This is a genomic window from Pseudomonas maioricensis (assembly GCF_022790535.1).
GTDB lineage: Bacteria > Pseudomonadota > Gammaproteobacteria > Pseudomonadales > Pseudomonadaceae > Aquipseudomonas > Aquipseudomonas maioricensis.
In genome coordinates, this window is record NZ_LOHG01000004.1 from 247469 (window position 1) to 268776 (window position 21308).

Sequence of the window (21308 nt, forward strand, 5' to 3'; positions counted from 1 at the left end):
TCGGCAGCTCCTACAGGTTCCGTTTGCAGCGAGACAGCGCGGTGTTCCCCGCTCCTACCGGGATAACGCAACCAACTCCTCCACTTCCCGCGCATCCGGCGATGTTGCCGGGCCCCAGCGAGTCACTGCAATGGCCGCCGCAGCATTAGCCCGCAAAGCCGCCTGATCCCATGAAAGCCCTGCCGCCAGGTTAGCCAGCAGCACGCCCGCGTGAGCATCACCCGCACCATTGGTGTCGATAGCCTTGACCGGAAAACCGCCCACATTCTGCGTTTGTTGACGATGCCGAACCCAGCACCCTTTCGGTCCGTCGCGCACCACAATCAAGGCGTCATCCGGCAGTAACTCAGCCAGCCGGTCGAGCGCCTGAGCGATGTCCTCGCACTGAGTAAAACGCAACGCCTCTTCGCAATTGCTGCTCCACAGATCAAGCCGCGGCAGCAACGCTCTGACCTGCGGCGCATCGGGCGAATGCACAAGCGGCCCCGGGTCGAACGCCACGGTCACACTGGCCGGCAACGACCCCAGCCAATCCAGCAGGCTCTGCACCTTGTCTTCGTGCAGCAAGCTGTAGCCACTGACGTAAACGTAGTCGTCGGCTTGCACCGTCACGCTGTTCAAATCCTGCGCCGACAAACCGCCTTCGGCCCCCACGTAAGAAATGAACGAGCGCTCCGCTGACGGCTCGATCAACGCCACGGACAGCCCGGTGTCCTGCTCCTCGCTGCAGGCTGCGCTGAACTGAATACCTTCGGCTGTCATGGCCTGACGCGCCAGATCACCGAACTGACCTCTGCCATGGCGACCCAGATAGACCACCGGCATGCCGTTGCGCCGGGCGGCAGCCATGACATTGAAACCGCCACCCGCTTCAAACCGGGCGGAACTGGCCAGCACGTCACCGCCAGAGGCTGGCAGCTCATCCAGTGCCATGACCAGATCGATAACGACCTGGCCGGTGTGCAGCAATCTAGCGGGCATGTTGGGCCTCTTCGGAAAACGCTCGGCGATCACGGGCACCGCCCAGAATCGCATAAACACCACCCGCCACCAGGAAGGTCACGATCCAGCCCAGGCCGTTATGACCCAGCCAGGAGTCGGACAGGAAACCGGTGAACAGCACGTTGTCAGCGGTAGTGGCGACAGTGGTAAAGCTGAAGCCCAGCACGATTGCCAACGCCCACGCCCCAAGCGCACGCCACTCCACCCCGCCGCTGTACCAATAAGCACTGCTCGGCGAAACGTCCATCAGGTCTTTGCCCGAGTAAACGTGACGGTGGATCAAGTCGACAATGAAGATCCCGACCCACGCCGTAATCGGCACTGCCAGTAACGAGATGAACGTAATGAACGGGCCGTAGAAGCTCTCGGCGATCAGCATGAAGTAGATCGAACCGATGAAGATCGCGACGATATCGACGATGACGGCGTGAACCCGTTTGACCTTCAAACCCAGGGTCAAGGTGGTCAAACCGGCCGAATAAACGGAGAGGTTATTCGACAGCAGCAAGCCACCAAACGCAGTGATCAGGTACGGCACGGCCATCCAGTTCGGCAGGAGTTGGCGGATCGCGATGATCGGATCAGTGGCCGAAGCCAGGTGATCGTTACCCACCGACAGCAATCCGCCAAGGGTGATCAACAAGACCAGTGGAATACCTGCACCAAACGCCGCCGAGGCCACCAGTCGCGTGGCTTTGACGCTGCGGTGCTGATAGCGGGACATGTCCGCACCGGCGTTGGCCCAACCAATGCCGGTACCTGCTGCCATGATGCCCACGCCAATGATCATCGCGCTCAGCGGTGCAGGCGCCGCGCTGAACACGGCGTTCCAGTCGATATGGGCAATCAGGAAACCGCCGACCATCACGTTCAATGCGCCAAAGATATACGTCGCCCATTTCTGGATGACCAGCAACGTGGCGTGACCAAGACCGGAAACGCACAGCGTCATTAGCACGAAAATAGCGATGAACACCAAGGTCAGACCCGGTGTGCTTTTCGCTTCAACCGGGGTGCCGAACAGAATCGCGGACAGCGACAGCAGCACGAATGCTGCCGTCGTGGTGTTGACCGTTTCCCAGCCCAGGCGCGACATCAACGAGACGATGGTCGGGCCAATATTGCCGCGCACACCGAAGATGGCGCGGGACAACGTCAGGCTCGGCGCACGTCCACGGCGACCGGCGATGGAGATCACCCCAACCACGGCAAACGAACCCGCCGCGCCAAGAATGGCCACGATGATTGCCTGCCAGATCGACAGCCCCCGGAAGGCCACCAACGTCGCACCCAATGGTAAGCCGAGGATGCTGATGTTGGCGGCGAACCACACCCAGAACAGCTGCAATGGATGGCCATTGCACTCGTTTTCCGGGACCGGCTCGATGCCACGTGTTTCCAATTGTCCTGCGCTTTGCGTCGTGTTTGATGAGCTCATGAGCCAGGCTCCAATGCCGTTTATTTTGGTTGTGGGCAATGCAGAATCGATAACACATCTGTCCGATGTGGATCATCGGAACAGCTGAACATGCCTGCGCCACGGCGGTTAGCCACCGCGGCATCAGCGTTTGTCCCTGATTCAGTTTTTAAGCAGGCAGCCTCAGGCTGAACGCAGGACCAGTAATTCCTCGACCAGTGCCGTTAGCTCCAGCGTGTTGACCTGTTTAACCTGCTCGATCAGCACCGGCGGCCAGGCGTGCAGCCCTTGGCTGGCACCCAGAATTGCGCCAAGAATCGCCGCAATGGTGTCGGTGTCACCGCCCAGGCTCGCCGCCATGCACAGCGCTTCAAACGCCGACAGACGATCCGCCGCGACGTGTTGAGCCAGAGCGAAGGCTGCGACTACCGATTCCTGCGATGCCACTGACGTGCCGATCACGTCATAGAGCAAATCCGGCAGTGCCTCGTTTTCGCAATCAGCGCACAACTGCTGCGCCCATTCGATACGTGCACCAATACGCCCGCCGGCCACCCAATGGCCGTGCTGTTCGCCCAGTCTGGCGGCGACCACACCGAGCTTGAGTGCCTCGCTCAGGCTTGCACCGTTGATACCGGCTGAAACCGCACCGGCGACTGCGGCAGCACTGGCGATGCCCAATGTTGTGTTGTGAGTCACCTGGCAGGCCTGCACGACCGATGCGATAAAACGCTGCGGATCGGCGATATCAGCCGCAATGCCAACCGGGGTAATGCGCATCGCTGCGCCATTGGTGGTACCGAAACGGCCAGCCTCTTCCGGACTGTGCCCGGCGAGGATCATTTCAATGGCTCGTTTGGTTGAAGGGCCCAACAAATCCTGGGAGCCCTTGGCCTGCATTACGGCCTCCCAATCAATCAGACTTTGAGCCAGGTCGGACGGGTTGATGCGCCCTGATCCGGCTACCAGCAGTTCGGCGACCAATACGGCTTGCTCGGTGTCATCGGTAATCGACCCGGCTGGCATGTTCGGCGCAATCGGCTGATCCGCACCGGCGGCCATCAACGTCAGGATTCGACCGAAACGCGCCTGAATCTGATCGCGGCTCAACGACTGGGTCGGCATGCCCAGAGCATCGCCCAACGCCAGCCCATAAAAAGCGCCCAAGGCGCGGTCGCGGCGGTCTAGAAGACTCATGACTGACCTCCAAACGCCAGGTGCATACGGAAATGCAGCGGGTCGAGCAAACTTTCCACATGCTCCATAAAGCGCTCGCGTCGGTCGTAGGTGGTGCGAATGGCCTTGAGAAATACGCTGCCGGGTTCACGCATCATCAACAATGCATCATCCGCAGTGAGCGGCTCGGCACCGATCCATTGATCACCGCGATCCCCGACGAAGCCATGCGCCGCCAGGGTCAGTGTCAAGGAATCCTCGATAAGCCCCGTTGCAGGCAGGTTTTCCAGGCCTTCTACGGCAGGAACCAGGGCCCGCTCAAGGGAAACCACGCTGCCATCGGCAGCCGTTCGGCGACGATCGATGGCGATGAAGTGGACAGTACCGAAACGGCTTTGCAGGTCAGTGCGCTCAACCTCCACCACACGCAGAATTTCGGTAGTTACCCTCGCCCCGGTATCAGCCAGCGCCTGCGCCCAGCCACTGCGCTGGTCGAGGCTGATGCCGTCGTAGGTCACAATCGAACCGACACCCGACTGAGTGGCGATGTAATTGCGCCGCTTGAGCTCGGACAAGGCTTCACGCAGCGTGCCCCGGCTGACATCGAATTCCTGCGCCAGCAAATGCTCGCCCGGCAACAGATTGCCCGACTCCAACTGGCCACTTTCGATGCGTCGTGCAAGCTCATCCACCACGCGTTGTTTTTTATCAAATCGGACATGTCTAATCATGTACAAATTGATAACCGATAGTGGCCTGGGTCAGCAACACATATTTCACTGAAGGAACTGGATCAATTGTGGGAGCAGAGCTTGCTCGCGATAGGGCTGGATGCAATTCACTTTAGATCGCGTGGGCCTTATCGCGAGCAAGCTCTGCTCCCACAGGGATCTGGGTCTGAAACAGGAGGGTTACTTCCCCTCGCCCAATATCTGACGAATGGCCCCTACAAACACCTCAACCGGCTGCCCGCCCGACACCGCATATTGGTCGTTGAAGACGATGGTCGGCACCGAGCTGATGCCCCTTGAAACCCACAATTGCTCCTGCTCGCGGACTTCGGCGGCAAATTGATCGCTACTCAGAATCGCTTCTGCACGCACCCGATCAAGGCCAACGTTCTGCGCAACATCCGCAAGCACGCGGTGGCTGGAGGGGTCGGCAAGGTCTGTGAAATAAGCAGCAAACAGCGCTTCCTTCAAGGCCTTTTGTTTGCCTTCGAGCTCAGCCCAGTGAAGCAAGCGGTGAGCGTCAAAGGTGTTGTAGATACGTCGATCGCCCTGAGTGAAGGTAAACCCCAGCTCAGCACCCCGCTGGCGGATATTTTCCCGGTTGGCGGCGGATTGCTCAGGGGTCGAGCCGTATTTCTCGAAAATGTGTTCGTTCAGATCCTGTCCTTCAGCGGGCATATTCGGGTTCAGCTCAAATGGCTGAAAGTGAATCTGCGCCTGAACTTCACTGCCTAGCTCAGCCAGCGCTTCATTTAGCGCCCGCAGGCCGACCACGCACCAGGGGCAGGACACATCGGAGACGAAATCAATTTTCAACGGAGTGCTCATGGCAGGCTCACTCTAAATAAAGAAAGCCACCACGATACGCCTAAGTCCGGTGTTGTTTCAAAGCTGCGCCATGCTCCGGCCGTCGTCGTGCTGCGCGCGCAGGTAAGGCAACACCGCCGCAAGCAGCGGAGCCTTGAACGCCTCCTGAAAGCGGTGAGCCAGGCCCGGTATCAGCCGCAACTGGCTACCACGGATGTGCGCCGCTACATGCACGCCATGCATCACAGGCAATAGCGGATCAGCTGTTCCGTGGACGACCAGCACCGGCAGACGCAGACGATCAAGCAATTGCACCCGGCTCGGCTCAGCCAGAATCGCGAGAATCTGACGCTTCACCCCTTCCGGATTAAACGCACGGTCGTAGGACGCCGCCGCTTGCTGCAAGAGCATGGCCCGATCGTCTTTCACTTCAGGGCTGCCCAATGCTGCGAGCAGATCGGCCTGCTGCTCCAGCGCGGCTGCTCTGTTCGGGGCGCCACGCTTGGCCAGCAATTGCATCAACGCGGCATTAGGCATGGGTAAACCCTGAGCGCCGGAACTGGTCATGATCAGGGTCAGGCTTTCGATACGCCGAGGTGCCAGATCCGCCAGATGCTGCGCAATCATGCCGCCCATGCTTGCGCCTAACACGTGAAACTGCTGGACGTGCAGAACGTCCATCAATCCCAGCGCATCGTCTGCCATATCGGTCAGTGAATACGGGGCGGAAACCTGCAGGCCGAGTTTGTAGCGCAGCACTTCGTAGGTGAGATTGGCATTGGCCGGTGGAGCGTTCCAGGTGGACAGGCCAACGTCGCGGTTATCGTAGCGAATAACCCGATACCCCTGCTGACACAGCGCCGCCACGACCTCATCAGGCCAGTGAATCAGCTGCCCGCCCAACCCCATGACCAGCAGCAAAGCAGGATCGGATTCGTTGCCGATACTCTGATAAGCCAGCCGCACTTCTTTGAGCTCGGCTATCTGAACAGGAACATTGACATCACATTTGGAGGCCGCAAAAGACGGCAAGCCGCACAAGAGTGCGGCCAGAAAAAGAAGAACGCGCATTAAGAAACACCGACAAACAGATCCCCAGTAGGCAACGAGTGTGATGAAGTTTTCTCAAGCGCGCTGCCACAGTTGCGTGACAGTTTGATGAAGGCGGCTGAGCGGTCGTTTTAATGTTGTGATGAGTTCCAGTGGGAGCAGTGCATGCCCGCTCCCAGTGGAACTCATCAGGCTAACTGAGCTCTCAACTGCCGTGCCGCCGCCACCATGTTTACCAGCGCCGCTTCGGTTTCCGGCCAGGCGCGGGTTTTCAGGCCGCAATCCGGGTTGACCCACAAGCGCTCGGCGGGCACATGCTGCACCGCTTTGCGCATCAGTTTCACCATCTCTTCAGTGCCCGGTACACGGGGTGAATGAATGTCATATACCCCGGGACCAATATCGTTCGGGTAATCGAAAGCCTTGAAAGCCTCCAGCAGTTCCATGTCCGAACGCGACGTCTCGATGGTAATCACATCGGCATCCATCGCCGCGATGGAGTCGATCACATCATTGAATTCGCTGTAGCACATGTGAGTATGAATCTGCGTCTCGTCACGCACACCACTCGCACACAGGCGGAACGCTTCCACGGCCCAGTCCAGATATTCCTGCCATTGCGCCCGGCGCAGCGGCAAGCCTTCGCGGAAGGCGGCCTCATCAATCTGCACGATCTTGATGCCAGCTGCTTCCAAGTCCACCACCTCATCGCGAATCGCCAGTGCCAGCTGTTGCGCCTGGACCTTGCGGGACACGTCCTCTCGCGGGAACGACCACATCAACATGGTCACCGGGCCGGTCAGCATGCCCTTCATCAGCTTGTCGGTCAGACTTTGCGCATAGCTGATCCAGTCCACTGTCATCGCTTGAGGGCGACTTAGATCACCAAATATCACTGCTGGCTTCACGCAACGCGAACCGTAACTCTGCACCCAGCCAAAACGGGTGAATGCGTAACCGTCCAGTTGCTCGGCGAAGTACTCGACCATGTCATTACGCTCCGCCTCGCCGTGCACCAGAACGTCCAGCCCGAGGCGTTCCTGGATTTGTACTGCATGGCGAATCTCATGACGCATGGCGTCGTGATAGTCATTGGCCGACAACTTGCCCAACTTGAACGCCTGACGTGCCAGCCGGATCGACGCAGTCTGCGGGAACGAGCCAATGGTCGTGGTCGGAAACGCTGGCAAATTCAACCGGTCACGCTGCTGCCCGATACGCTCGGCGAACGCCGATTGGCGCTGGCTATCCTGGGCAGTGATCGCCGCCAGCCGCGCCTGCACCTGCGATTTGTGGATACGCGGTGACTGCAAACGGCTGGCCTGAATCGCGCGGCTTTCGCCCAGCGCACGCTGGACGTGAGCAGCCTGAGGATCGTTCAGGGCAGTGGAAAGCAGCGAGATTTCACCGCACTTTTGCACAGCAAAAGCGAGCCAGCTCTTCAGTTCAGCGTCGAGCTTGTCTTCACGCCCCAGATCAACCGGACTATGCAACAAGGAGCATGAACCGGCGACCCAGAGATTGTCGCCAAAGCGCTGCTGCGCTTCCTGCAACTGGCCCAATGCCTGTTCGAGATCGCAACGCCAGACATTGCGCCCGTTAACCACGCCCAGCGACAACACCTTGTAGCTTGGCAGACGATCCAGCAAGGCAGCCAGTTGATCCGGCGCACGCACAAGGTCTATGTGCAGACCGTCTACCGGCAGAGAAACCGCCAAGCCAAGGTTGTCTTCAAGACCACTGAAGTAAGTCGCGATCAGCTTTTTCAGCGGGGAATACTGCAGGCTGTGATAGGTGCGCTCGAATGCATTTTTCCAGTCTTGAGGCAAATCAAGCGTGAGGATTGGCTCATCAATCTGCACCCACTCCACACCTTGCCCGGCCAGACGACCAAGGATTTCGCCGTACACCGGCAACAAACTATCCAACAGCTCCAGCTTGTCGAAATGATGCCCCTTGGCCTTGCCCAGCCACAGATACGTCAAAGGACCGATCAATACCGGTTTGACCTTGTGCCCCAGAGCGCGGGCTTCATCCACCTCTTCGAATAACTGCTCCCAGCTCAACTGAAAACGTTGATCCTGAGTGAATTCCGGGACCAGATAGTGGTAGTTGGTGTCGAACCACTTGGTCAGTTCCTGAGCGTACTGCTGCTGACCCGACGCCTGAGCATGCGCACCGCCGCAGCAGCTTTCAGCGCCTCTGGCCATCGCGAAAAGGGTGTCCAGAGTCGGCAAGCCCTGAGCGTCACGAGTACCGGCGAAACGCTCGGGGACCGCACCAAACATCAGCGAGTGGCTCAATACCTGGTCATACCAGGCGAAGTCACCCACGGGCAGCAGCTCGATACCAGCGTCTTTCTGTAGCTGCCAATGAACGGCGCGCAGTTCCCGACCAACATCACGCAGGCCTTGCTGATCAAGCTCGCCCTTCCAGAACGCTTCCAGCGCTTTTTTTAGTTCACGATCAGCGCCGATGCGCGGGAATCCAAGATTGTGGGCCAAGGCCATGATGAAAAGCTCCTGTCGAAATATGACGCCATTGTCGACAGCCGACCCAACGTGAGACAAACTCATTGTTTTCGTGTTGTTCACAAAATTCATTCATGAAGCACTGACAGGTCTGCGAGACGAGATGCTTGAAATACGCCACCTGAAAACCCTGCACGCTTTGCGTGAAGCCGACAGCCTCGTGGAAGCTGCCGAGCGCCTGCATCTGACCCAGTCGGCGCTGTCTCATCAGTTCAAGGAGCTGGAAGAACGCATGGGCATGCCGCTGTTCGTGCGCAAAACCAAACCAGTGCGTTTTACCAGCGCCGGGCTGCGCCTGCTGCAACTGGCGGACGCCGTGCTGCCGCAACTGCGGGGTGCCGAGCGCGATATCGCCAGGCTCGCGGGCGGCACAGCAGGTCGTCTGCACATGGCGATCGAATGCCACAGCTGCTTTCAGTGGCTGATGCCAACCATCGATCAATTCCGCGACGCCTGGCCGGAAGTCGAGCTGGATCTGGCCTCGGGCTTTGCTTTCGCGCCTCTGCCTGCTCTGGCCCGTGGCGATCTTGATCTGGTGGTGACGTCTGATCCGCTCGAACTGGTCGGGATCACGTATGTGCCACTGTTCACTTACGAAGCCATGCTCGCTGTCGCCAACCAGCATCCATTGGCCAGCAAGCCGTACATCGTGCCGGAAGACCTGATCAAGGAAACCCTGATTACTTATCCCGTGGAGCGGGACCGGCTGGACATTTTCACCCGTTTCCTTGAACCGGCAGACATTGAGCCTGCGCAGGTGCGCACGTCGGAACTCACCGTGATGATGATGCAACTGGTCGCCAGCGGCCGTGGCGTGTGCGGCATGCCCCATTGGGCACTGCATGAATACAGCTCGCGTGGCTACGTGAAAGGCAAGCGACTGGGCGAAAAAGGATTGTTCGCTACACTCTATGCCGGAGTGCGAACCGACATGCTGGATGCACCCTACATGCGCGACTTCCTGCTCACCGCCAAGGACACTTCGTTCTCGACCCTGGATGGGGTGAGTGCCGTGCGGTGATGGTGTGATTGACGCAATACACCGTGGGAGCTGGGCTTGCCCGCGATAAGGCTGGATGCGATGGGCCTTAGACCTGTGGTGTTTACATCGCGAGCAAGCTCGGCTCCCACAGGATTGCCTAATCCGTTAGAGCGAGGCTTGCCCGCGAATCAGTCGCTGCGGTGTGTCATCCATGCCGCGTTCTTCGCGGGCAAGCACCGCTCCCACAGGGGATCATCGGGCACCTCCCTCTCCCGTATCGATATCGATACACCGTAACGATTTCAATACGACATTGGCATGCCCGCCGCCGCCAAGGCTCTGATCCGCCGAAAGTTTGTAACCGGATACAGGCTGTATCGATTTCGCTACAGAGCAAATCAATGCTAGATATTCAATATCATCTAACTAGTTGATTTATATGACAAAAATAAAACTGGCCGCATATTTGCTAAGTGATTGTCATCAATGTTCGCGCGTCCCGCGAGCGCTAAGTCACCTTAGGAGTATCTATGAGCGAGTTGCGATTCACTGTCGATCACGAATGGCTGCGTGCAGAAGCCGATGGCAGTGTCACGGTAGGCATCACGCCTTACGCGCAAGAATCTCTCGGTGATGTGGTTTACGTGCAACTTCCTGAGCTGCAGACCTACGCCAAGGACGCCGAAGCGTCGGTAGTGGAGTCGGTAAAAGCAGCCAGCAGCATCAACATGCCGCTCGATGGCGAAGTGGTTGAAGTCAACCAGGCCCTCGACGCCACTCCAGAACTGGTCAATGAAGACGCCCTTGGCGCTGGCTGGTTCTTTCGCTTCATTCCCCAAGACGCCAGCGCTATCGATAGCCTGCTTGATCAGGACGCCTACGACCGTCTGATCAAAGCCAACGCCGAAGCCTGAGGAGCAGACCATGACTGACCGTATTCAATTGAGCACCGCCAACGAATTCATTGCCCGTCACATCGGCCCGCGCGCCACTGACGAGCAAGCCATGCTGCAAACCCTGGGCTTTGATTCACTGGAAGCGTTGAGCGCCAGCGTCATCCCGGAAAGCATCAAAGGCACTAGCGTTCTGGGCATGGAGCCCGGTCTGAGCGAAGCCGACGCCCTGGCGTCAATCAAAGCCATCGCCAGCAAGAACCAACTGTTCAAGACCTACATCGGTCAGGGTTACTACAACACCCATACGCCTGCGCCGATCTTGCGCAACCTGCTGGAAAACCCGGCCTGGTACACCGCCTACACGCCTTATCAGCCAGAAATTTCCCAAGGCCGCCTGGAATCACTGCTTAACTTCCAGACCCTGATCAGCGACCTCACCGGCTTGCCGATTGCCAACGCCTCGCTGCTTGACGAAGCCACCGCTGCTGCCGAAGCCATGACCTTCTGCAAGCGTCTGAGCAAGAACAAAAGCAGCCACCAGTTCTTCGCCTCCAGCCATTGCCACCCGCAAACCCTGGATGTGCTGCGCACTCGCGCCGAGCCACTGGGCATCACTGTAGTCGTCGCTGACGAAGCAGAGCTGACCGACGTCAGCCCGTTTTTCGGCGCCCTGTTGCAATATCCTGCCAGCAACGGCGACCTGTTCGATTACCGCGAACTGGTTGAGCGCTTCCACGCTGCCAACGCTCTGGTGGCCGTAGCGGCCGACCTGCTGGCGCTGACCTTGCTGACTCCGCCAGGCGAATTCGGCGCAGACGTTGCCATTGGCAGCGCCCAGCGCTTTGGCGTGCCACTGGGTTTTGGCGGCCCGCACGCGGCTTACTTCTCCACTAAAGATGCGTTCAAGCGCGACATGCCAGGCCGTCTGGTGGGCGTCTCCGTAGACCGCCATGGCAAGCAGGCCCTGCGCCTGGCCATGCAGACTCGCGAGCAACATATCCGTCGCGAGAAAGCCACCAGCAACATCTGCACCGCCCAAGTGCTGCTGGCCAACATCGCCAGCATGTACGCCGTTTACCACGGTCCACGTGGCCTGACGCAAATCGCCAACCGCGTGCACCACCTGACTGCAATCTTCGCCAAAGGCTTGAGCCAGTTGGGCCTGAACGTCGAGCAGGAATTCTACTTCGACAGTCTGTCGTTGAAGACCGGCGCAGACACCGCAGCGCTGCACGCCAAGGCTCGCGCCCAGCAGATCAACCTGCGGGAGATCGACGGCGAGCGTCTGGGTCTGTCCTTTGACGAAACCACCTCGCAAGCGTCGGTTGAAACCCTGTGGGCAATCTTCGCAGGCGAAGGCCAACAACTGCCGGACTTCGCCGCACTGGAGCAAAGTGTTGAATCGCGCCTGCCGCAAGCATTGCTGCGTGAATCAGCGATCCTCAGTCACCCGGTGTTCAACCGTTATCACTCCGAAACCGAGCTGATGCGCTACCTGCGCAAGCTGGCCGACAAGGACCTGGCGCTGGATCGCACCATGATCCCGCTGGGCTCTTGCACCATGAAGCTCAACGCAGCCAGCGAAATGATCCCGGTAACCTGGGCTGAATTTGGCAACCTGCATCCGTTTGCACCTGCCGAACAAAGCGCGGGTTATCAACAGCTGACCGACGAGCTGGAAGCGATGCTCTGCGCGGCCACCGGCTACGACTCGATCTCGCTGCAGCCTAACGCCGGTTCCCAAGGCGAATACGCGGGCCTGCTGGCAATCCGCGCCTATCACCAGAGCCGTGGCGACGAACGCCGCGACATTTGCCTGATCCCACAATCGGCTCACGGCACCAATCCGGCCACCGCCAACATGGCTGGCATGCGCGTTGTTGTGACGGCGTGCGATGCGCGTGGCAACGTCGACATCGAAGACCTGCGCGCCAAGGCCATTGAGCACCGCGACCATCTGGCCGCGATCATGATCACTTATCCGTCGACCCACGGCGTGTTTGAAGAAGGCATCCGCGAGATCTGCGCCATCGTTCACGACAACGGCGGCCAGGTTTACATCGACGGCGCGAACATGAACGCCATGGTCGGTCTCTGCGCACCGGGCAAATTCGGCGGCGATGTTTCCCACCTGAACCTGCACAAAACCTTCTGCATCCCGCACGGCGGTGGTGGCCCGGGCGTGGGTCCGATTGGCGTGAAGTCGCACCTGACCCCGTTCCTGCCAGGCCACGCAACCATGGCTCGCAAGGAAGGCGCAGTCTGCGCAGCACCCTTCGGCAGCGCGAGCATCCTGCCAATCACCTGGATGTACATCAGCATGATGGGCGGTGAAGGCCTCAAACGCGCTTCGCAACTGGCGATCCTCAACGCCAACTACATCTCGCGCCGCCTCGAAGAACACTACCCAGTGCTCTACACCGGCAGCAGCGGTCTGGTGGCGCACGAATGTATTCTCGATCTGCGTCCGCTGAAAGAAACCAGCGGCATCAGCGTTGATGACGTCGCCAAGCGCCTGATCGACTTCGGCTTCCACGCCCCGACCATGTCGTTCCCGGTAGCAGGCACGTTGATGATCGAGCCGACCGAAAGCGAATCCAAAGAAGAGCTGGACCGCTTCTGCGACGCGATGATCAAGATCCGCGAAGAAATCCGCGCGGTCGAAAACGGCGTACTGGACAAAGAAGACAATCCGCTGAAAAACGCACCGCACACTGCGGCGGAAATCGTCGGCGAATGGACCCACCCTTACAGCCGCGAGCAAGCGGTGTATCCGGTCGAATCCCTGATCGACGGCAAGTACTGGCCACCGGTAGGTCGCGTCGACAACGTGTTTGGCGACCGCAACCTGATCTGTGCCTGCCCGTCCATCGAGAGCTATCAAGAGGCGTGATTCGTTGCGCAACTCCTTGGTAGGAGCTGCCGAAGGCTGCGAAAAGACCGGAACGGTCTTCGACCCATTGGCACCTGCTCCGCAGGTGATCGCAGCCTGCGGCAGCTCCTACAAGGATTTCATTAGCCTCTTCAAAAGGATTGAACCATGACCACCGAACAACTGCTCACCACCCCGCTCCACGCTCTGCACCGCGAACTCGGCGCAAAAATGGTGCCTTTCGCGGGCTACGACATGCCTGTGCAATACCCGGCTGGCGTGATGAAAGAACACCTGCATACCCGGGAAAAAGCCGGTCTGTTTGATGTGTCGCACATGGGCCAGATTCGCCTGACGGGTGCCGATGCAGCCAAAGCGCTGGAAGCACTGGTGCCGGTGGACATCATCGACCTGCCAGTGGGCATGCAGCGTTATGCAATGTTCACCAACGAGACCGGGGGCATCCTCGATGACCTGATGGTTGCCAACCTGGGCAACGATCAACTTATGCTGGTGGTCAATGCCGCCTGCAAGAACGAAGACCTGGCTCACCTGCAAAAACACCTGGGCAACCATTGCGCAATCCAGTCACTGTTTGAAGAGAGGGCATTGCTCGCCTTGCAAGGTCCACAAGCCGTAACGGTGCTGGCGCGCCTTGCTCCTGAAGTCGCCAAAATGACATTCATGCAGTTCGCCAGCGTCCAGCTACTGGGCGTCGACTGCTACGTCAGCCGCTCGGGCTACACCGGCGAAGACGGTTACGAAATCTCCGTCCCGGCTGATCAGGCTGACGCCCTCGCACGGCGTCTGCTGGCCGAACCGGAAGTCGCTCCGATTGGCCTAGGCGCGCGCGATTCACTGCGCCTGGAAGCGGGTCTGTGCCTTTACGGCCACGACATGAATACCGAGACAACCCCCATCGAAGCCAGCCTGCTGTGGGCAATATCCAAGGTTCGCCGCGCAGATGGCGCACGTGCTGGCGGTTTCCCGGGAGCCGAGCAGATCTTCGCTCAGCAACAAACAACCCCTGCACGCAAGCGGGTTGGCTTGCTACCACAAGAACGAACGCCGGTACGTGAAGGCACCGATATCGTCGACGCCGCCGGTAACTCTGTCGGTACTGTTTGCAGCGGTGGTTTCGGACCAACATTGGGCGGTCCATTGGCGATGGGCTATGTAGACAGTTCATTGACTGCACTCGACACAGAGCTCTGGGCGGTAGTGCGAGGCAAGCAAGTACCTATGCGCGTTAGTAAAATGCCTTTCGTTGCACAACGTTACTTCCGCGGTTGAATAACGGCGTCAAAAAAATGCGGCGGCAGAGTTAATCAGCCCGCCGCATCTCTTATCGCACTAAACAGCGGCGAAAGTGCCAAAACAGCGCACTCGAAGAGTGCACTCAACAGTGAAAAACTATCGATTCTGCGCAACTGGTAAATATTTTAAAACAGCCCCAAACGTCGTGAATACGGGCACCAGACAGGGGCTTGTGTTTGTAACAAGAGTTAGCGTAGAGTTTCTCAACTGTGTTTGCATGGGTCGCTGAATCGGGACCTGGGCAGTAGCGCTAGGCTTTGCTACAACCCGCTCTACGCTTCTTACTTCCTGCAACCAGCCCAGTACTCTTTCAGGTGAGGGAGGCTGTCATTAATTCAAGTTTCAAGGAAATAAGAAAATGTCTACACGTCAGAGCGGTACCGTCAAGTGGTTTAACGACGAGAAAGGGTTTGGTTTTATCACTCCAGAAAGCGGTCCGGATCTGTTTGTGCACTTCCGCGCTATTCAGGGCAATGGCTTCAAAAGCCTGAAAGAAGGTCAGAAAGTGACCTTCGTTGCAGTGCAAGGTCAGAAAGGCCTGCAGGCTGACGAAGTACAAGCCGAAGCGTAAGCCTTGGAACAAAAAGCCCCCTGGTATTGATATCAGGGGGCTTTTTTATGCCTGCGAGTTAGTAAAATGTGTTCTTTCGATGAGCGAGAGCCACCGCCATGTCCCGACACATGCTTCGCCCGCAAGGTGAGTTCCCTCCCGCAAGCCTCGGCCGCCGTTTCGCTGCGATCTGCTACGACGCACTGCTGTGCTTTGCCCTGGTGCTGGTCACCGCTTTTATTTACAAGCTGGTGCTGATGGCCTTTATGGGTGAGGCGCGTTTAAAGGCTTTGTCGGAATCAGGCTCGCTGGACGGCGACCCCTTCCTGTCCACGATTTTGCTGTTGGTGGTATTTGGTTTCTTCGCCAAATTCTGGACTCACTCCGGGCAAACATTGGGCATGCAGGTCTGGGGCATCCGCGTGCAGAACGCCGACGGTAGCGGCATCAGCCTGCTACAGGCCCTACTACGATTTATGGTGTCCATAGCATCGTGGTTATGCGTAGGCCTGGGCTTCATCTGGGCGCTGTTTGATAAGCAGAATCGCAGCTGGCACGACAGGTATTCCAACAGCCAGTTGGTTCGGGTGCCAAAGCAGAGGTAGAGCAACTCATCTTTGCGGCTGGGTGATCGTGTCATTAGATCCTACAGTTGGATCTCGATCCGGTAGGAGGCAACTTGTTGGCGAGAGGGCCTGAAGCGGCGACTCAGGTCTGCCGCCTCGCGAACAAGTTCGCTCCTACCACCGCTACCTTATGTAGGAGCGCGCTTGCCCGCGATGGCTGTAGTACGTTCGCAGCAGTACTTAACAGCGCATACAAAAAAGCCGACACGAAGTCGGCTTTTTCACAGCAGCAAAACCTTACCCGGCCCTGCGCAACAACAGCACACCAGCCAACGCACAGACAGCCGCAGGCACCAGCACTGCGAACAGCGGAGAGAAGCCGAATACGAGGCTTGATGGGCCCAGCAGGTCTTGCACGATGCGGAAGGTGAAGCCCACCAATACACCGGTAAACACCCGCTGCCCCAACGTCACAGAGCGCAGCGGACCGAAGATAAACGAGATCGCCATCAACACCAGCGCCACCGTTACCAGCGGCTGCAGAACCTTGGTCCAGAACGCCAGCCAGTAGCGGCCATTGCTCAGGCCCTGATCAGCCAGATAATGCGCGTATTGCCACAACCCGGTAATCGACAAAGAGTCAGGCGGCATGATGACCGTACTAAGCAGCTGTGGACTCAGTGCTACGTCCCAACGCTCGTCCGCCGTCTTGATAACTTCAGTGCTGCCATCACGGAAGAAGGTGGTGGTGATGTCTTTCAGCGCCCAGGAGTCGGTGTTGAACGTTGCCTGTTTGGCGAAGCTGGCACTGAGCATGTGTCGCTCGTTATCGAAACGATAGCGGGTTACACCATACAAAATACCGTTAGGCTGCACCGAGTTGATGTGGATGAACTCATCACCCTGGCGGTGCCACATACCATGACGGGCACTTTGTGCATCACCACTGCCCTGCGCCAGTGAGCGGTTGGCCTGCGCCTGATTCTCGGCAGCCGGAGCCACGTATTCGCCAATCAGTACACCGGCGATCATCAGCACCAGCATCGGCTTCATGACCGCCCAGACGATGCGGCCGATGGAGACACCGGCGGCCCGCATGATGGTCAGTTCGCTGCTGCTGGCCAGGCTGCCCAGGCCTATCAGGCAGCCAATCAGCGCCGCCATTGGCAGCATTTCATACACACGCCGTGGCGCAGTCATCAATACGAAGCTGCTGGCATCGAGCAAGGTGTAGCTGTCGCTGACGTCACCCATTTCATCGATAAAGGCGAACAACGATGCCAGACCGAGAATGATCCCGAGAACAGCGAGAATGGCGACAAAAACGCTTTTGCCAATGTAACGATCGAGCTTAACCATGAGCCACCTCCGACGCGCTGCGGCGACTCGCCATTTTCAAGCGCAACGGCTCCCAATACAAAAGCCCGAGGCCGATCAACAGAAACAACACATGCACCCACCAGATACCCAGCGCCATTGGCAGCTTGCCTTTCTCAAGTGCGCCACGCACCGCGATCAGCATGGTCAGGTAAGCCATGTAAAGAAGGATGGCTGGCAGCAATTTCAGATAACGACCCTGGCGTGGATTGACCCGCGACAGTGGCACTGCCATCAAGGTCACGATAAAGACCAGGATCGGCAGCGAGATACGCCACTGCAGCTCAGCCTGATTGCGGCGCACATCACTGCCGAACAGGTCGGAGGTCGGAATGGCTTCGCGGTCAGTGATCTCGTCGCTGATGTCCGGCTTGGGCAGCATCGCACCATAGGTGTCGTACTTGATCGCACGGTAATTGGCTTCGCCCGGGTTGCCGTCATAGCGATAACCGTTTTCCAGAATCAGGAAGCGGTTGCCGTCAGGTTTGATTTCCTGATGGCCCTTTTCTGCAACCAGAACCGTAATCCCGCGATCCTTGCTCTTGTCGGAGGACACGCGCTTTTCCGAAATGAAGACGCCGCCCAGATTAGAACGATCATCGGAAAGCTCTTGGGTGTACGTGACGCGAGTACCGTCGCGCAGGGCCTGGAAACGACCTGGCACCAAGGTGTCGAACTCGGTCATTGCATCCTGCTTGTTGATCAGCAGGGAAAATTGCGTCGCGCCCTGAGGCGCGAGGCTGAAGCTCAACCAGGCAACCAGCAGCGCCACCAGGGTCGCCGGGGCCATGGTCATCCACAACAAACGCTGCTGGCTCATGCCTGTAGCGGCTAGAACCGTCATTTCGCTTTCAAGATAAAGCCGACCGTAAGCCAGCAGAATCCCCAGAAACAGTCCCAGTGGCAGGATCAGTTGCAGGAAGCCGGGCATACGAAAACCCATGATCATGAACAGCACGCCAGGATCAAGTGCCCCGGACGCGGCCTGCGCGAGGTACTTGATGAAGCGTCCGCTCATGATGATTACCAACAACACGGCGCTCACAGCGCTCAGGGTAACCAGCACTTCTCGGGACAGATAACGAAAGACGATCAAACCAGACACTCCAGGGTCGCCAGGCTCAGGCAGCCAGACAAGAAAAGGTACTAGCAGTGGCGGCAGACTCAACACGGCTCTGCCAAAAAATATGCGGCATTATCCTGTGAATGATGCCCTCTGTCACTGCGTGCTCCGGATAGTTCTCACGGAAAGGTCCTGCACAGAGCCGCATTCGCATGTTTTCCGGGGTTGTCATCGGTCCCGTGGCGGGGTCAAACTGCGGGCCTTGTCGTTGGCATGTTGATGCGAAACACCCGCTCCCTGCCGCGCACGTCATTCATTTCGCGAAAGCTCATCGTTTATTCGGGGACCCCGACATGGAATTGGTTGTTAAAAGCGTAAGCCCAGAAACCTTGAAGACCGCGACCCTTGTGGTCGCCGTGGGCGAAGGTCGCGCGCTCAGCGATGCCGCAAAAGCCGTAGATGCGCTCAGCGGTGGCGCCATCAGTGCAGTGCTCAAACGTGGTGATCTGACCGGCAAAGTGGCTCAAAGTCTGCTCCTGCACAACCTGCCGAACTTGAAAGCCGAGCGTGTTCTGCTGGTCGGCACGGGTAAAGAAGCGGAATTGTCTGACCGTCAATTCAAGAAAATCGTCAGTGCCGTGCTGTCAATTCTTAAAGGCCTGGGCGGCACTGATGCTGCCATCGCCCTGGATCAGGTAGCCGTTAAAAACCGTGACACCTACGGTAAAGCGCGTTTGCTGGTCGAAACCCTGGCCGATGGCGAATACGTCTTCGACCGTTTCAAGACTCAGAAAGCCGAAGCACGGGCGCTGAAGAAAATCACCCTGCTGACTGACAAGATCAGCGTTGCCGACGTAGAGCGTGCAGCCTCTCACGCCAAGGCCATCGCTACCGGTATGGCCTTGACCCGCGATCTGGGCAACATGCCACCGAACATTTGCCACCCGACTTACCTTGGCGAGCAGGCCAAGGCGCTGGGCAAGGCGCACAAGAACCTCAAGGTTGAAGTTCACGACGAGAAGAAACTCGCGGAGCTGGGCATGGGGTCGTTCCTTGCCGTGGCACAGGGCAGCGCCCAACCGCCACGCCTGATCGTCATGAACTACTCCGGCGGCAAGAAAAGCGAGAAGCCTTTCGTGCTGGTCGGTAAAGGCATCACGTTCGATACCGGCGGTATCAGCATCAAGCCTGCCGCTGGCATGGACGAGATGAAGTTCGACATGTGTGGCGCTGCCAGCGTATTTGGCACCCTGCGCGCCGTGCTGGAACTGCAACTGCCGATCAACCTGGTGTGCGTCATCGCCGCCGCCGAGAACATGCCGAGCGGCACCGCGACACGCCCTGGCGACATCGTCACCACCATGAGCGGCCAGACCGTAGAAATCCTCAATACCGACGCCGAAGGCCGTCTGGTGCTGTGTGACGCCCTGACCTACGCCGAGCGCTTCAAGCCTCAGGCCGTGATCGACATCGCCACCCTGACCGGCGCTTGCGTCGTGGCATTGGGCGGTCACACATCCGGCCTGCTGGGCAACAACGATGCGCTGATCAATCAGTTGCTCGACGCTGGCAAGTTCGCCGACGACCGTGCCTGGCAACTGCCGTTGTTCGACGAATATCAGGAGCAACTGGACAGCCCGTTCGCCGACATCGCCAACATTGGCGGCCCGAAAGGCGGCACGATCACCGCCGCGTGCTTCCTGTCGCGCTTCACCAAAACCTACGACTGGGCGCATCTGGACATCGCTGGCACAGCCTGGCTGAGCGGCGGCAAGGACAAGGGCGCCACTGGCCGTCCGGTTCCGTTGCTGACCCAATACCTGCTCGACCGCGCTGGCGCGTAAGGAACACGGGGGCATTCCGCACGGTGTCGCTGACACCGTGCATTCACGCAACAACGCTACCTCTGTAGGAGCTGCCGAAGGCTGCGATGGCGGTGTGTCAGGGCAAACGCTTTCGCAGCCTCCGGCAGCTCCTACAGAAAATGCATTTCAACTCGGTAAACTGCATTTTGGTTGTTCAGAAACAAGCGCCCCGCGACCTGGAACCTACATGACACAAGTCGATTTCTACATTCTCCCAAGCCCCGATCCTTCAGCTCGCCTGGACTTCGCCTGCAAGCTCACGGAAAAAGCCTGGCGCATGGGTCACCGTATTTACCTGCACTGCAGCGATGCCGCGCAGCGTGGAGACCTCGATGCACGGCTATGGCGCTTCAAGGGTGAAACCTTCATACCCCATGGTGACGCGGAAGACGATCAGGTCGCACCGGTGGTACTGGGCCTGGGTGAAGACCCGGGGCAACATCAGGATCTGCTGGTCAATCTTGACCTGCGCATCCCCGATTTTTTCAAACGTTTCGCCCGCGTGGCGGAAATAGTGGTTGAAGACCCCGCCATACGACTGGCCGCACGAGAGAGTTTTCGTTTCTATCGTGAACAGGGCTATCCTCTGCAAGATCACCGACTACAGCGGCTTTGAGCACACGATGGATAATTCAAACCCTCTGAAAAACTCCGCCCACTTGCTGGACGACCTCGAGTCGATCCGCCAACTGCTCGGCGATGACTCACAGCAACCGCCCGCACATGGCGAAGGGCAGATCCCTTTGCTGTTCGACGTGGTGGGTGCAAAACCGGCATTGAGCCAGGAACTGGATTTCGGCGATGAAGATGAGGCCGATATTCCGACCCTGACACCCGAGCCTGCGGCGCAGCCTGTCGAGGTTCCCGTGGCAGCAGCCCCGGTGCGAGCCAAATCAAAAGAAGACGCGCTGCTGTATCTCGACTCGGAATTGCGCGCCGCTGCCCAGTTGATCATGCAAGACGTCATCGACGACTTCGCGCCGCACATCGAGACCGAAATCAAACGCCGTCTTGAAGCGCGAATGGAAAGGCTGCTGAGCCAGTATCAGAATTAACGCCCCTGTGGAGTCGCGCTAGCCGATGACTTGCGTGATCTCCTGTGGGAG

18 protein-coding genes are annotated in these 21308 nt (G+C 58.4%); 9 read left to right on the forward strand and 9 right to left on the reverse strand.

Features of this window, described 5'->3' with window-relative positions; translation table 11 throughout:
• Nucleotides 1-54 precede the first annotated feature (54 nt).
• The 7 genes from AUC61_RS08520 to metE all read right to left on the reverse strand — a co-directional run bounded on the left by AUC61_RS08520 (nt 55) and on the right by metE (nt 8693).
• On the reverse strand, nt 55-981 hold the full coding sequence (locus AUC61_RS08520; protein ID WP_243245507.1) for a PfkB family carbohydrate kinase: 927 nt from the start codon (nt 979-981) through the stop codon (nt 55-57).
• A complete protein-coding gene (locus AUC61_RS08525; protein WP_243245508.1) occupies nt 971-2440 on the reverse strand; it encodes a purine-cytosine permease family protein in 1470 nt (489 codons plus the stop codon). Before AUC61_RS08525 ends, AUC61_RS08520 begins: the two co-directional genes overlap by 11 nt.
• Before the next feature lie 162 nt (nt 2441-2602).
• Complete coding sequence (locus AUC61_RS08530; RefSeq protein ID WP_243245509.1) at nt 2603-3616, reverse strand: ADP-ribosylglycohydrolase family protein; 1014 nt, start codon at nt 3614-3616, stop codon at nt 2603-2605.
• Nucleotides 3613-4326 carry a GntR family transcriptional regulator gene (locus AUC61_RS08535; RefSeq protein WP_243245510.1) on the reverse strand — a complete coding sequence of 238 codons (714 nt, stop codon included), beginning with the start codon at nt 4324-4326 and terminating at the stop codon, nt 3613-3615. Before AUC61_RS08535 ends, AUC61_RS08530 begins: the two co-directional genes overlap by 4 nt.
• A gap of 180 nt (nt 4327-4506) precedes the next feature.
• A complete protein-coding gene (locus AUC61_RS08540) occupies nt 4507-5154 on the reverse strand; it encodes a DsbA family oxidoreductase (protein WP_243245511.1) in 648 nt (215 codons plus the stop codon).
• Between the two features lie 57 nt (nt 5155-5211).
• Nucleotides 5212-6204, reverse strand: a complete 993-nt coding sequence (locus tag AUC61_RS08545) for an alpha/beta fold hydrolase (protein ID WP_243245512.1) — start codon at nt 6202-6204, stop codon at nt 5212-5214.
• Between the two features lie 167 nt (nt 6205-6371).
• Nucleotides 6372-8693: a 5-methyltetrahydropteroyltriglutamate--homocysteine S-methyltransferase gene (gene metE / locus AUC61_RS08550; RefSeq protein WP_243245513.1), complete on the reverse strand. Its 2322-nt coding sequence runs from the start codon at nt 8691-8693 to the stop codon at nt 6372-6374.
• Between the two features lie 124 nt (nt 8694-8817).
• Here metE and metR point away from each other — a divergent pair, with 124 nt between their 5' ends.
• From metR to AUC61_RS08580, 6 genes are all read left to right on the forward strand, one after another.
• On the forward strand, nt 8818-9735 hold the full coding sequence (gene metR / locus AUC61_RS08555) for a transcriptional regulator MetR (RefSeq protein ID WP_243245514.1): 918 nt from the start codon (nt 8818-8820) through the stop codon (nt 9733-9735).
• Nucleotides 9736-10226: 491 nt separating this feature from the next.
• Nucleotides 10227-10610 carry a glycine cleavage system protein GcvH gene (gene gcvH, locus AUC61_RS08560; protein WP_095101330.1) on the forward strand — a complete coding sequence of 128 codons (384 nt, stop codon included), beginning with the start codon at nt 10227-10229 and terminating at the stop codon, nt 10608-10610.
• Between the two features lie 10 nt (nt 10611-10620).
• Nucleotides 10621-13485: an aminomethyl-transferring glycine dehydrogenase gene (gene gcvP / locus AUC61_RS08565; protein WP_243245515.1), complete on the forward strand. Its 2865-nt coding sequence runs from the start codon at nt 10621-10623 to the stop codon at nt 13483-13485.
• A 147-nt stretch (nt 13486-13632) separates the two neighbouring features.
• Entirely contained in the window at nt 13633-14757 is a 1125-nt protein-coding gene (gcvT, locus tag AUC61_RS08570; protein WP_243245516.1) for a glycine cleavage system aminomethyltransferase GcvT, read from the forward strand.
• A gap of 382 nt (nt 14758-15139) precedes the next feature.
• Nucleotides 15140-15352 carry a cold-shock protein gene (locus tag AUC61_RS08575; protein ID WP_243245517.1) on the forward strand — a complete coding sequence of 71 codons (213 nt, stop codon included), beginning with the start codon at nt 15140-15142 and terminating at the stop codon, nt 15350-15352.
• A 98-nt stretch (nt 15353-15450) separates the two neighbouring features.
• Nucleotides 15451-15936 carry an RDD family protein gene (locus AUC61_RS08580; protein WP_243245518.1) on the forward strand — a complete coding sequence of 162 codons (486 nt, stop codon included), beginning with the start codon at nt 15451-15453 and terminating at the stop codon, nt 15934-15936.
• A 258-nt stretch (nt 15937-16194) separates the two neighbouring features.
• Here AUC61_RS08580 and lptG read toward each other — a convergent pair whose 3' ends face one another.
• Both lptG and lptF read right to left on the reverse strand, forming a co-directional pair.
• Entirely contained in the window at nt 16195-17256 is a 1062-nt protein-coding gene (lptG, locus tag AUC61_RS08585; protein ID WP_243245519.1) for an LPS export ABC transporter permease LptG, read from the reverse strand.
• Nucleotides 17249-18370, reverse strand: coding sequence for an LPS export ABC transporter permease LptF (gene lptF / locus AUC61_RS08590; protein ID WP_243245520.1), 1122 nt, complete (start codon nt 18368-18370; stop codon nt 17249-17251). Before lptF ends, lptG begins: the two co-directional genes overlap by 8 nt.
• 320 nt (nt 18371-18690) lie before the next feature.
• Here lptF and AUC61_RS08595 point away from each other — a divergent pair, with 320 nt between their 5' ends.
• The 3 genes from AUC61_RS08595 (at nt 18691) to AUC61_RS08605 (ending at nt 21257) form a co-directional block, all read left to right on the forward strand.
• Nucleotides 18691-20181, forward strand: a complete 1491-nt coding sequence (locus AUC61_RS08595) for a leucyl aminopeptidase (protein ID WP_243245521.1) — start codon at nt 18691-18693, stop codon at nt 20179-20181.
• Between the two features lie 208 nt (nt 20182-20389).
• Nucleotides 20390-20818, forward strand: a complete 429-nt coding sequence (locus AUC61_RS08600) for a DNA polymerase III subunit chi (protein WP_243245522.1) — start codon at nt 20390-20392, stop codon at nt 20816-20818.
• Nucleotides 20819-20825: 7 nt separating this feature from the next.
• Nucleotides 20826-21257, forward strand: coding sequence for a DNA polymerase III subunit chi (locus AUC61_RS08605; RefSeq protein ID WP_243245523.1), 432 nt, complete (start codon nt 20826-20828; stop codon nt 21255-21257).
• Nucleotides 21258-21308: the final 51 nt, after the last annotated feature.

What these genes read in the sequence shown, in the direction of transcription:
- AUC61_RS08520 (WP_243245507.1), bottom strand. Translation starts at nt 981, where the DNA reads ATGCCCGCTAGATTGCTGCACACCGGCCAGGTCGTTATCGATCTGGTC.
- AUC61_RS08525 (WP_243245508.1), bottom strand. Translation starts at nt 2,440, where the DNA reads ATGAGCTCATCAAACACGACGCAAAGCGCAGGACAATTGGAAACACGT.
- AUC61_RS08530 (WP_243245509.1), bottom strand. Translation starts at nt 3,616, where the DNA reads ATGAGTCTTCTAGACCGCCGCGACCGCGCCTTGGGCGCTTTTTATGGG.
- AUC61_RS08535 (WP_243245510.1), bottom strand. Translation starts at nt 4,326, where the DNA reads ATGATTAGACATGTCCGATTTGATAAAAAACAACGCGTGGTGGATGAG.
- AUC61_RS08540 (WP_243245511.1), bottom strand. Translation starts at nt 5,154, where the DNA reads ATGAGCACTCCGTTGAAAATTGATTTCGTCTCCGATGTGTCCTGCCCC.
- AUC61_RS08545 (WP_243245512.1), bottom strand. Translation starts at nt 6,204, where the DNA reads ATGCGCGTTCTTCTTTTTCTGGCCGCACTCTTGTGCGGCTTGCCGTCT.
- metE (WP_243245513.1), bottom strand. Translation starts at nt 8,693, where the DNA reads ATGGCCTTGGCCCACAATCTTGGATTCCCGCGCATCGGCGCTGATCGT.
- metR (WP_243245514.1), top strand. Translation starts at nt 8,818, where the DNA reads ATGCTTGAAATACGCCACCTGAAAACCCTGCACGCTTTGCGTGAAGCC.
- gcvH (WP_095101330.1), top strand. Translation starts at nt 10,227, where the DNA reads ATGAGCGAGTTGCGATTCACTGTCGATCACGAATGGCTGCGTGCAGAA.
- gcvP (WP_243245515.1), top strand. Translation starts at nt 10,621, where the DNA reads ATGACTGACCGTATTCAATTGAGCACCGCCAACGAATTCATTGCCCGT.
- gcvT (WP_243245516.1), top strand. Translation starts at nt 13,633, where the DNA reads ATGACCACCGAACAACTGCTCACCACCCCGCTCCACGCTCTGCACCGC.
- AUC61_RS08575 (WP_243245517.1), top strand. Translation starts at nt 15,140, where the DNA reads ATGTCTACACGTCAGAGCGGTACCGTCAAGTGGTTTAACGACGAGAAA.
- AUC61_RS08580 (WP_243245518.1), top strand. Translation starts at nt 15,451, where the DNA reads ATGTCCCGACACATGCTTCGCCCGCAAGGTGAGTTCCCTCCCGCAAGC.
- lptG (WP_243245519.1), bottom strand. Translation starts at nt 17,256, where the DNA reads ATGGTTAAGCTCGATCGTTACATTGGCAAAAGCGTTTTTGTCGCCATT.
- AUC61_RS08595 (WP_243245521.1), top strand. Translation starts at nt 18,691, where the DNA reads ATGGAATTGGTTGTTAAAAGCGTAAGCCCAGAAACCTTGAAGACCGCG.
- AUC61_RS08600 (WP_243245522.1), top strand. Translation starts at nt 20,390, where the DNA reads ATGACACAAGTCGATTTCTACATTCTCCCAAGCCCCGATCCTTCAGCT.
- AUC61_RS08605 (WP_243245523.1), top strand. Translation starts at nt 20,826, where the DNA reads ATGGATAATTCAAACCCTCTGAAAAACTCCGCCCACTTGCTGGACGAC.